Genomic DNA, 9,873 nt, shown 5'->3' with positions numbered 1-9,873 from the left:
CCTGCGCGGCCCTGCTCGTCGGCTTCTCCAAGACCGCGGTCAGCGGCGCCAACACGGTCAGTCTCGCCGTCTTCGCGGCCGTGCTGCCCGCCCGCGCCTCCACCGGGGTGCTGCTGCCCATCCTGATCGCCGGGGACGTCCTGGCCGTCCTCACCTACCGGCGGCACGCCCACTGGCCCACCCTGTGGCGGCTGTTCCCCGCGGTCGCCGCGGGCGTGGTCGTCGGCACCCTGTTCCTGGTCTGGGCCGACGACGCGGTCGTACGCGTATCGATCGGCGCGATCCTGCTGCTGATGGCGGGTGTCACGGTGTGGCGGCGCCGCACCGCCGACCGTGGCGCGGAACCGGAGCCGGACGCGGTCACCACCCGCTCCGGCCGCCTCAAGGCCCGCTCCTACGGCGTGCTCGGCGGCTTCACCACGATGGTCGCCAACGCGGGCGGGCCGGTGATGTCGCTGTACCTGCTCTCGGCGGGCTTCCGCAAACTCGGCTTCCTCGGCACGTCCGCCTTCTTCTTCCTCGTCGTCAACGTGTCCAAGGTGCCCTTCAGCGCGGGCCTCGGCCTCATCGACGGGCGCTCCCTGCTGCTGGACGCGGCGCTCGTGGTGTTCGTCGTGCCCGGGGCGCTGATCGGGAAGTGGGCCGTGCACCGGATCAACCAGCGGCTCTTCGAGCGGCTGGTGATCGCGGCGACGGTCGTGGGCGGTGTCCAGCTCCTCCTGCGGTAGACCCACGACCTCGCGGCTCGCGGGACCGGGGAGGCGGTGGCCTAGGAGGCGGTGGCGCGGGCCAGGGCGGCCCGCATACGGTCGTAGCGCTGCACGTGCGCCCAGTCGTCGGTACGCCGCCGGCGTCCCGTGCAGCAACTCCACACGCTCGCCATGAATGCCGCCGCCAACGGGATGAGCAGCCACGTCAGAGGGTCCACGGTCGTCCTCCCTTTCCGGAGTGGATCAGCAGGTAGGGCGACGATGACATACATCATCAGTTCTACATATTTGTACGAAGAGCGACTCGGTACTTTTCACCCGGAGGGATTCAGCATGCGCGGCCCGCTCCCCGACCGCCTCCCGCCCGCCCTCCTGGCCGTTCCCTACGTCGGTTCCCGCCACCCGGGGTCGGCCGCCGTGGCCGCCCGTCCGGACCTCGCTGCCGGCGCCAACTGCCAGGTGTACGCCTACGCGGTGCTGCGCCACTTCGGCCTGGCCCCGCCCGCCCTGCGCTCCGGCGAACTGTGGGCCGACACCCGGGCCACGGTCCGGGTGACGCGGCCCCGGCCGCTGGACCTGGTGCTGTTCGCCCCGTCGCACGATCCCTACGGCGCCCACGTCGGCGTCTGGGCCGGCGGGGACCGGGTGCTGCACCTGTGCGCGGAGGCGGGCCGGCCGGCCGTGTGGGGCCTCGCGGAGTTCGCCGCGCGGGAGCGCTACCGGGTGCTGATCGGTTTCAAACGGGTGATCCGTACGGAATCGGTGGAGGTCTTCGACGGGTCAAGTGATCGTTAAGATGGGCCGGTTGCCGCAACCCGTCTGCGCTGCCCGGCCCTTGCCGTGCCCCGCTCCGGGCGGCGGACATGAGGGCGGGACTTTCCGGGGAGCGAGGGCGGGCTACAGGTGCTGGTGGCGGATCGGTACCGGCTGCACGCGGTCATCGGGCGGGGCGGGATGGGCGAGGTCTGGCGGGGCCTCGACGAGGTGCTCGGCCGGCCGGTCGCGGTCAAACTGCTGCTGAACGACGGGGCGGACGCCTCCGCCGAGGCGCGCTTCAGGCTGGAGGCGCAGACCTCGGCGCGGCTGCACCACCCGCACGTGGTGGGCACCCTGGACTTCGGCACCTGGCAGGACCGCTGGTTCCTCGTCATGGAACTCGTGGAGGGCGACAGCCTCGCCGGGGAACTGGCCGCCGGCGGCCCGCTCACGTCCGAACGGCTGGCCCAGGTCGCCCAGCAGGCGGCGGAGGGCCTCGCCGCCGCGCACGCGCAGGGCATCGTGCACCGGGACATCAAACCCGGCAACCTGCTCGGCGACCGCGACGGCACCGTCCGCATCGGGGACTTCGGCATCGCGCGCTTCGTGGACGACCCCTCCGCCGGGCTCACCACCACCGGGCAGATCGTGGGCACCGGCCTGTACCTGGCACCCGAACGCGCCATCGGCACCCCCGCGTCCTCGGCCTCCGACCTGTACTCGCTGGGCTGCGTCCTGTACGAACTCGCCGTCGGGCGGCCGCCGTTCGAGGCCGACACCGCCACCGCGCTGCTGTACCAGCACGTCGACGCGCCGCCCGTGCCGCCGAGCAGACGGGGCGCCGCGCTGCCGCCCGCCTTCGAGGCGTACCTGCTGAGCATGCTCGCCAAACAGCCCGGGGAGCGGCCCACCGCCCGCGAGGCGGCCGACTGGTTCGCGGGCGGCGCCTGGCGAGGGGCGCCCGAACCACTGCCGCCCGAGCAGCCGGTCGCGGCGGCCCGCCACCGCGGCCCGCAGCAGCCGGCGTCCGGCGGCACCCGCCGCCGCGCCGCCCAGCCCTCGGGAACCCGCCGCCGCACCACCGCGAACCCTGCCCCCACGGCCCGCCGCGGCCCCGAGCAGCGGGGCACCACGCCCGCGACGGGCACCGCGCCCGTGCGCCCGGCCGCGACGGGCACCGCGCCCGGTGCCCCGGTGTCCGCTCTCGGCACCGGCTGGAATACCACCGTGCACCGCGTCCCCGCCCGCCGCCCCGGCGTGCGCACCTCCCTGCGCCGCCACTCCCGCACCACCGCCGTCATAGCCGGCACGGTCCTCTTCCTCTCGGCCCTCCTCCTGGGCATGGCCCTGTTCTAGGTCCCGGGCCCCGGGGGGCTCGCGCTCGTGCGGCGCCGCCCCGTGCCACAGCGCGGGGCGGGCCCCGGCGGCGACCGGATCGGCGGGTGCGGCCTCCGGATCGCGGCCGGTGACCAGGGACGCGGCCACCGGGACGCGCGTTCGCGCGCCGCGGCGCGCGGACGTTCCGGCGCACGGCACGCCCACGCCTCGGCGCCCGGGGTTCCCGCGCATCTGTGCGTGCCTCGGCCCCCGGCGTCCTCCGGTCCCTCCCCGCCCGTGCGGGCGCCCCCCCGCCCCGGTGTCCCCGCGCCTCCAAGCCCTCCGTCCGTCCCCCCGCCCCGGGCATCCGGCGTACTACCCTGCGTGCATGCGGATCTCCGTTTCGTCGGACATGGATGAGCCCGTGGCCCGGTTTCTCGTCGGGGAGTTGCGGGGGCGTGGGCACGAGGTGGTGAGCCATGGGGCGCTGCGGGCCGGGGACGATCCGCGGTGGGCGGTCTGTTCGGAGGCGGCGGCGCGGGACGTCGCCGAGGGGCGGGCCGAGCAGGCGGTCGTCTGCTGCTGGACCGGCACGGGCGCGTCCATCGCCGCCAACAAGGTGCCGGGCGTCCGCGCGGCTCTGTGCACCGACGCCGGCACGGCGGACGGCGCCCGCCGCTGGAACGACGCCAACGCCCTCGCCCTCAGCCTCCGCCTGACCTCCCAGCCCCTGCTGAAGGAGATCCTCGACGCCTGGTTCGCCGCCGAGCCCAGCGCTGACCCCGAGGACCGGGACAACGTGGCCCGCATCGAACACCTCGACCGCGGACGAGGCTAGCCCGCTGCCACGACCCTGCTCAGCGCGTCCTCCCTGAACAGCGCGCGGCCGGACGCGATCCGCCGCTCGCGGGTCTCTCCCGGTGCGGTGAGGCGGGTCAGCGAACGCAGCAGCGCCGCTTCGTCGGACGCCTTTTCGGAGACGCCGAGCGCCGCCATGCGGCTCACGCCCTCCGCCCCGTGCCCGGGCAGCGGCCGGTACCCGACGACCGGGACCCCGGCGGCCAGCGCCTGGACGGCGGTCTGCCCGGCCGCGTTGTCCACCAGCGCGGCGCAGGCGTGCAGCAGCCCGGGCATGTCGCTGACCCAGCCGGGGGTGAGGACGCCCGGGAGCCCGGACAGCGCCCGCCGCAGCCGCTCGTTGCGCCCGCACAGCACGACCGGCGCGAAGCCGTTGCCGGCCAGCAGTCGCGCCGTGGCGGCCAGTTCCGCCCCCGTCCCCCAGGCGCCCGCCGACAGCAGCACGGCAGGGCGGCCCCCGCCGTGCCGTTCGATCCGGCGCCGCCAGTCCTCCGCCCCCGGCCCGCCGGTGAAGAAGCCCGGCGCCACCACCGGACCCGTGGTCCGCGCCGAGCGGCCCGTGCCCCGGCGCACCTCGTCGGCCACCTCGTCCGTGACGCACAGGTGCAGGTCGTTGCCCGGATGCAGCCACTGCCGGTGCGCGGCGAAGTCGACGACGACCACCACGCTCGGCACACCCAGCACCCCGCGCTCGCGCAGATGCCCGGTGAGCTGGGCCGCCAGATGGAACACCGGCACCACCACATCGGCGCGCGTGCGGCGCACCACGTCCATCAGACGGCCGCCCGCCAGCCGCGCGAGCGGGGTGCCGCTGGGCCGCGGGCTGGGGCCGGGACGCAGGAAGAAGTCGTAGATGGCGGCGTAGATCCAGGGCGCCTCGCGTACGGCCGTCCGGTAGAAGCCGCGCAGGCCCGCGCCCAGACCGTACGGCAGGAGGGCCAGCACGTCGACGGCGTACGCCTGCCTGCCCTCCGCGCGGGCCCGGCGAACCAGCTCGTCGGCCACGGTGTCGTGGCCCGATCCCATGCTCGCGCTGACGACGAGCAGCCGCTCGGCCTCCCGAGCGCGGGCTTGCCCCGGACGGGCGTCCGCGGGCTCCGGCACGGGACCCCGGGCGGCGGGCAGCGGTGGCGGTACGAGGTTTTCGGACGACACTGGAAGTGAGTAACCCTCACCCAGCGCAGTCAAACGGGCGGACAGTCCGTACCGTACGCCCGCGTTTCGGGGACGGCCCCCGGGATACTTCAGCACCCTCCAGGCCGTCCCCGACCGCCGGGGCCGCACCGGCGGTCCCCGGTCCCTCCGACACTGAGGTGCGCCCGATGTCCCATGCCCCCTCCCGCGTACGGTCCGGCTCCGGCACGCCCGTGGGGGCGGCGGCCGCACCGGGTGTCCTGCACCGGCCCGCCGGCGGCCCGGAGGCGGCGGGCGGAGGCGCGCTGGTCACCGGCGCCTCCTCCGGGATCGGCGCCGCCGTGGCGCGGCGGCTGGCGGCGGAGGGCGGCTGGCGGATGGTCCTCAACGGACGCGACCGCGCCCGGCTGGAGGAGGTCGCCCGGGGCACCTCCGCGGTCGCCTATCCGGCGGACCTGTGCGGACCGGGCGCCGGGCGCCGGCTGGCCGAGTTCGCGCTGGAGAGCGTGGGCCGGGTGGACCTGCTGGTGGCCGGCGCGGGCGTCGGCTGGGCCGGGGCGTTCAGCTCCATGCCGGGGTCCGCGATCGACGAGGTGTTCGACGTGAACGTGCTCGCCACCGTGCACCTGGTGCGGCAGCTGCTGCCGCACATGGTCCGGCAGGGCGGGGGCCGGGTGGTCATCATCGGCTCCCTGGCCGGCACGGTGGGCGTGCGGGACGAGGCGGTGTACTCCGCCGCGAAGGCGGCGCTCGGCGCCTTCGCGGACGCGGTGCGCTACGAACTGCGGGGGACGGGGGTCGGGATCAGCCATGTGGTGCCCGGTGTGGTGGACACGCCCTTCTTCGACCGGCGCGGAGTGCCCTACCGGCGCTCGCGGCCGAAGCCCGTACCGGCCGGACGGGTCGCCGACGCGGTGTGGGAGGCGGTGGTCAAGGGCCGCGACGAGGTGTACGTCCCCGGCTGGACCCGCGTGCCCGGCCGGGTCCGGGGCGCCGCCCCCGGCCTCTACCGCCGTCTGGCCGCGCGCTTCGGCTGAGGCGGCGCGGTGAACGCGGCCACCGTCGTACTGGCCCTGCTCGCCGCATCCTCCAACGCCACGGCCTCGGTCCTCATGCGCCGCGCGGCCACCGGGCCCGCCGGGACCCCACGGGCCGCCCGGTGGGTGTTCTGGTCCGGCGGGGCGGGGCTGCTGGCGTGTTCCGCGGTGCTGCAGGCCGCCGCCCTGGCCGTCGGGGGGCTCTCGGTCGTCCAGCCGCTGCTGGCGAGCGAACTGCTGTTCATGCCCGCGATCGGAGGCGCGGTCTTCCACCGGCGCCCCGACCGCACCACCTGGCTGTCCTTCCTGGCCCTGGCCGCCGGACTCGCCCTGTTCCTCGGCGCCGCCGCACCCACGGCGGGACGCACCACGGCCGACGAGTCCCGCTGGATCCCGGCGGGCACCGCCGTCCTGTGCGTGGTACTCCTCCTCGCCGGCCTCTCCCGCCTGGTGGCAGGGGCGCCCCGCGCCGCCGTGCTCGGGCTGGCCTCCGCCGTGCTCTTCGCGGCCACGGCCGCCCTCATCAAGGAGGTCACCGGCCGCCTCCAGCGGGGCGGCCCCGCCGCGCTGGCCGCCGACTGGACGCCGTACGCCACCGCGGTCACCGGCCTGACGGCCTTCGCGCTGCTCCAGTGCGCCTTCCGCGCGGGCACCCTCGTCGCCTCCCAGCCCGCGCTCACCCTCGGGGACGCCCTCACCGCGGTGGCGCTCGGGTGGACGCTCTTCGGGGAACACATCGCCCTGGGCGCGCGGATGCTGCCCGAGGCGGCCGGCGTCGCGCTGATGGCCGCGGGCACGTTCGGCCTCGCCCGCGCCCCCGCGGTGTCGGGCCAGTGGGACGCCGAACCGGCGCCCGCGGTGGTGACGTACCGGACGAAGGCGCAGGCGGAGGCGGAGAGCACATGAGGTTCGCGACGATGGGGACGGAGAACGCACGGACGACGGGCCGGGGCCAGGGCCGGGCGGGCGCCGGCACCGGACGGGCACCGCTCAGCCGTGCCGTACGCCCCGCGACGGCGGCGCTCGTGCCGGCCGCCGCGCTCGCCGCGGTCGCGGCCGCGCACATCGTCCCGGCCGCCACCTGGCTGCCGCGCCTGCGCACCGCCTGCCTGCCGGGCCTCGCCGGCATCGGCCGCCCGGACCACATCGCGCTCACCTTCGACGACGGCCCCGATCCCGGCAGCACCCCGTACTTCCTGACCGTCCTCGACGAACTCGCCGTACGCGCCACCTTCTTCGTCCTCGGCGAGAACGTCGCCCGCCATCCCGCACTCGCCCGGCACATCGCCGAGCGCGGCCACGAACTCGCCGTGCACGGCTGGACCCACAGCCGCCCCTGGCTCCCCGCGCCGGGCCGGGACCTGGCGGAGACCGCGCGGGCGGCCCGCGTCCTGTACGACACCACGGGCCATCGGCCCCAGTGGTACCGGCCGCCCTACGGCATCCTCACCGGGGGCCGCTGGGCCGCCGCCCGGCGCACCGGTCTGCGTCCCGTGCTGTGGACCGCGTGGGGCAGGGACTGGACGGCGCGGGCCACCCCCGGCTCCGTGCGGGCCGCCGTCGGCGCGGACCTGCGCGGCGGCGGCACCGTCCTCCTGCACGACACCGACCACGCCGCCTCCCCGGGCTGCTGGCACGCGGCCCTCGGCGCGCTGCCCGGCCTGGTCACCGCCTGCCGGGACGCCGGCTGGGAGGTGGGCCCGCTCGCCGAGCACGCGGTGGTCCGCGCGTGAGCCGGTCCGCCGGGGCGGCTCGTCGCGTACGGCGGAGTGCGGCGCGTCGGCCGCACTCCGTACCGCACCCCGTAACCTCGGGCCATGTCCACGCACGTCCTGGTCCTCGGCGGCACCACCGAGGCACGCGAACTGGCCGCCCTGCTCGCGGCGCGCCCCGGCCTGCGGGTGACGACCTCGCTCGCGGGGCGAGTGAGCCGGCCCGGCCCGCAGGCCGGGGAGGTGCGGACCGGCGGCTTCGGCGGCGCGGAGGGGCTCGCCGCCTGGCTGCGCGAGCACCGCGTGGACGCGGTCGTCGACGCCACCCATCCCTTCGCGGAGGCGATCACGCGCAACGCGGCCGGGGCCGCCGAAGCGACGGGCGTTCCGCTCGTGGTCCTGCGCCGGCCCGGCTGGCGTCCGGGCCCCGCCGACCGCTGGCACCCCGCCGGGTCGCCGGCCGAGGCCGCCCGGCTGCTGCCCGGCCTGGGCCGCCGGGTGTTCCTCACCACCGGACGACTGGGCCTGGCCGCCTTCGCCCCGTTGGCCGGCCTGCACTTCCTCGTACGGTCGGTGGAGCCCCCCGAGCCGCCCATGCCGGCCGACACGCGGGTGCTGCTGGCCCGTGGCCCGTTCACCGTGACCGGCGAGACGGAGCTGCTGCGCGCCCACCGCATCGACGTCCTGGTCACCAAGGACAGCGGCGGCGAGGCGACCGCGGCCAAACTCACGGCCGCGCGCGAACTCGGCCTGCCCGTCGTCGTCGTGGGACGCCCGCCACTGCCGTACGGGGTGACGGCCGTGCCGGACGTGCCGGCCGCACTGGCACGTCTCCGCCTGCCGCCCGCCTGACAACGGCCTCGCGCCCGCGTCTACTCCTTCGGTCTGCGGCGCAGCAGGTACGTGTCCATGATCCAGCCCTTGCGCTCGCGGGCCTCGGCGCGCAGGCGCTCGATCCGCGGGGCGGTCTCGGCGAGCGGGCCCGAGGCGAGGATCTCGTCCGGGGTGCCTATGTAGGCGCCCCAGTAGATGTCGATGTCCTCGTCGGCGTACTGCCGGAAGGTCTGGTGGGCGTCCAGCATGACCACCACGTCGTCCACCCCCTCGGGGAAGCCCTCCGCCAGCCGCCGGCCCGTGGTGATCTGCACGGGGCGGGCCACCCGGTTGAGTCCCGTCCGGTGCCGGGCCACCAGGGCGGACACGCTGCTGATGCCGGGCACGACGTCGTACGTGAAGTCCACCGCGCCCCGCGCCAGAACCTCCTGAAGGATGCCCAGCGTGCTGTCGTACAGCGCCGGGTCGCCCCACACCAGGAAGGCGCCGCTCTCGTCCTCGCCGAGCTCCTCGGCGATCAGCCGCTCGTAGATGCCGGCGCGGGCGCTGCGCCAGTCGCCGACGGCGGGGGAGTACGCCGCACCGCCCGCCGACCGGTCCCGCTCCGGATCGCGGGCCTCCACCAGCCGGTACGTGCCCTCGGGCACGTGCGCGTCCAGGATGTCCCGGCGCAGCCGCACGAGGTCGGACTTCACCTCGCCCTTGTCCAGGACGAAGAACACGTCCGTGCCGCGCAGCGCCCCGACCGCCTGCAGGGTGAGCTGCTCGGGGTCGCCCGCCCCGATACCGATGACATGAATCTTTCGCACGCCCCCGAGTCTGCCGTACGGCACTGACACCGCGTGCACCGGTGCCGCACCCACCGCCACCACCCGCAGGTCACCCGCGGGACGAAAGCCCCTCACCTCCCAGCCGGGGAGCCCGCCCGGCCGCGTCCACGTTCCCGGCCGAGCCGTCCTCCACCGTGCCCGCCAGCTCCCGCGCCCACGCCACGACACCCGCGAGGTCCAGGCCGTACGGGTCGCTCCGCCCCGCCCGAGCCGACCACTCCTCCACCGCGCCCGCCCCGCGCCGCAGCAGCCGGGCGCCGCCGGTGACGTTGCCGCGGGCCGCGTGGGTGAGCCCCACCGCCAGCTGGGCCAGCCCCCGCCAGAGCGCGCGCTCCGCCGACGGGCCCGACTTCCAGGCGTCCTCGAAGACCTCGTGCGCGTGGAAGGGCCGGCCCGCGTCCAGCAGCGCCTGCGCCTCCGCGACCGTCTCCGGGGGCGTGCGCAGCACCCCCTCGGGCTGCCGGGGCACGCCCTCGGCCCCGTAGGGCAGGGGCCGCCCGAGCCCGTCCCGCGGCCGGGCGTTGCGCGCCCGGCCCTCGCCGTCCCGGTCCCGCGCGCCGTCCGGGCGCCCGGAGGATGTGCTGCTCATACGCCGATTGTGCCCCGCCCACGTGCCCGCTTCGGCATGGCCCCCGGCGTGCGGTAAAGTGGCGTTCGCGCGATCACGCGGCTCGACCGCACGTGA

Annotated in this window: 11 protein-coding genes and 1 pseudogene; 8 read left to right on the top strand and 4 right to left on the bottom strand. The window is 76.5% G+C overall.

Going from position 1 to position 9,873, the window contains the following annotated elements:
• A pseudogene (locus IE249_RS10600) lies at nucleotides 1–728 on the top strand (sulfite exporter TauE/SafE family protein); the annotation flags it as partial.
• Nucleotides 729–769: 41 nt separating this feature from the next.
• Here the strand turns inward: IE249_RS10600 and IE249_RS10595 are convergent.
• Complete coding sequence (locus IE249_RS10595; RefSeq protein ID WP_229858033.1) at nucleotides 770–928, bottom strand: hypothetical protein; 159 nt, start codon at nucleotides 926–928, stop codon at nucleotides 770–772.
• Between the two features lie 115 nt (nucleotides 929–1,043).
• Between IE249_RS10595 and IE249_RS10590 the strand changes: the two genes are divergently transcribed.
• The 3 genes from IE249_RS10590 (at nucleotide 1,044) to IE249_RS10580 (ending at nucleotide 3,621) form a co-directional block, all read left to right on the top strand.
• Nucleotides 1,044–1,505, top strand: coding sequence for a hydrolase (locus IE249_RS10590; protein ID WP_189704508.1), 462 nt, complete (start codon nucleotides 1,044–1,046; stop codon nucleotides 1,503–1,505).
• Nucleotides 1,506–1,619: 114 nt separating this feature from the next.
• Entirely contained in the window at nucleotides 1,620–2,822 is a 1,203-nt protein-coding gene (locus tag IE249_RS10585; protein ID WP_229858031.1) for a serine/threonine-protein kinase, read from the top strand.
• A gap of 349 nt (nucleotides 2,823–3,171) precedes the next feature.
• Complete coding sequence (locus IE249_RS10580) at nucleotides 3,172–3,621, top strand: RpiB/LacA/LacB family sugar-phosphate isomerase (protein ID WP_189704506.1); 450 nt, start codon at nucleotides 3,172–3,174, stop codon at nucleotides 3,619–3,621.
• On the opposite strand, the gene IE249_RS10575 is transcribed toward IE249_RS10580, so the two are convergent.
• Nucleotides 3,618–4,667: an MGDG synthase family glycosyltransferase gene (locus tag IE249_RS10575; RefSeq protein WP_189704571.1), complete on the bottom strand. Its 1,050-nt coding sequence runs from the start codon at nucleotides 4,665–4,667 to the stop codon at nucleotides 3,618–3,620. The genes IE249_RS10580 and IE249_RS10575 overlap by 4 nt on opposite strands.
• 296 nt (nucleotides 4,668–4,963) lie before the next feature.
• Between IE249_RS10575 and IE249_RS10570 the strand changes: the two genes are divergently transcribed.
• The 4 genes from IE249_RS10570 (at nucleotide 4,964) to IE249_RS10555 (ending at nucleotide 8,376) form a co-directional block, all read left to right on the top strand.
• On the top strand, nucleotides 4,964–5,812 hold the full coding sequence (locus IE249_RS10570) for an SDR family NAD(P)-dependent oxidoreductase (RefSeq protein WP_189704505.1): 849 nt from the start codon (nucleotides 4,964–4,966) through the stop codon (nucleotides 5,810–5,812).
• Nucleotides 5,813–5,821: 9 nt separating this feature from the next.
• On the top strand, nucleotides 5,822–6,718 hold the full coding sequence (locus IE249_RS10565; protein ID WP_189704504.1) for a DMT family transporter: 897 nt from the start codon (nucleotides 5,822–5,824) through the stop codon (nucleotides 6,716–6,718).
• A complete protein-coding gene (locus IE249_RS10560) occupies nucleotides 6,715–7,545 on the top strand; it encodes a polysaccharide deacetylase family protein (RefSeq protein WP_229858029.1) in 831 nt (276 codons plus the stop codon). The genes IE249_RS10565 and IE249_RS10560 overlap by 4 nt, the downstream gene beginning before the upstream one ends.
• 84 nt (nucleotides 7,546–7,629) lie before the next feature.
• Nucleotides 7,630–8,376 carry a cobalt-precorrin-6A reductase gene (locus tag IE249_RS10555; RefSeq protein ID WP_189704503.1) on the top strand — a complete coding sequence of 249 codons (747 nt, stop codon included), beginning with the start codon at nucleotides 7,630–7,632 and terminating at the stop codon, nucleotides 8,374–8,376.
• Between the two features lie 20 nt (nucleotides 8,377–8,396).
• Here IE249_RS10555 and cobF read toward each other — a convergent pair whose 3' ends face one another.
• Nucleotides 8,397–9,167, bottom strand: a complete 771-nt coding sequence (gene cobF, locus IE249_RS10550; RefSeq protein WP_189704502.1) for a precorrin-6A synthase (deacetylating) — start codon at nucleotides 9,165–9,167, stop codon at nucleotides 8,397–8,399.
• A 70-nt stretch (nucleotides 9,168–9,237) separates the two neighbouring features.
• Nucleotides 9,238–9,777, bottom strand: a complete 540-nt coding sequence (locus IE249_RS10545) for a DUF309 domain-containing protein (protein WP_189704501.1) — start codon at nucleotides 9,775–9,777, stop codon at nucleotides 9,238–9,240.
• Nucleotides 9,778–9,873: the final 96 nt, after the last annotated feature.

This window comes from Streptomyces anandii JCM 4720 (genome assembly GCF_014650655.1).
Classification (GTDB): Bacteria; Actinomycetota; Actinomycetes; order Streptomycetales; family Streptomycetaceae; genus Streptomyces; species Streptomyces anandii.
This window is presented reverse-complemented; position numbering and strand designations above follow the sequence as displayed.

Bases quoted from the DNA above. Each gene is read 5' to 3' on its own strand.
- IE249_RS10590 (WP_189704508.1), top strand. From the start codon at position 1,044: ATGCGCGGCCCGCTCCCCGACCGCCTCCCGCCCGCCCTCCTGGCCGTT.
- IE249_RS10580 (WP_189704506.1), top strand. From the start codon at position 3,172: ATGCGGATCTCCGTTTCGTCGGACATGGATGAGCCCGTGGCCCGGTTT.
- IE249_RS10575 (WP_189704571.1), bottom strand. From the start codon at position 4,667: ATGGGATCGGGCCACGACACCGTGGCCGACGAGCTGGTTCGCCGGGCC.
- IE249_RS10570 (WP_189704505.1), top strand. From the start codon at position 4,964: ATGTCCCATGCCCCCTCCCGCGTACGGTCCGGCTCCGGCACGCCCGTG.
- IE249_RS10560 (WP_229858029.1), top strand. From the start codon at position 6,715: ATGAGGTTCGCGACGATGGGGACGGAGAACGCACGGACGACGGGCCGG.
- IE249_RS10555 (WP_189704503.1), top strand. From the start codon at position 7,630: ATGTCCACGCACGTCCTGGTCCTCGGCGGCACCACCGAGGCACGCGAA.
- IE249_RS10545 (WP_189704501.1), bottom strand. From the start codon at position 9,777: ATGAGCAGCACATCCTCCGGGCGCCCGGACGGCGCGCGGGACCGGGAC.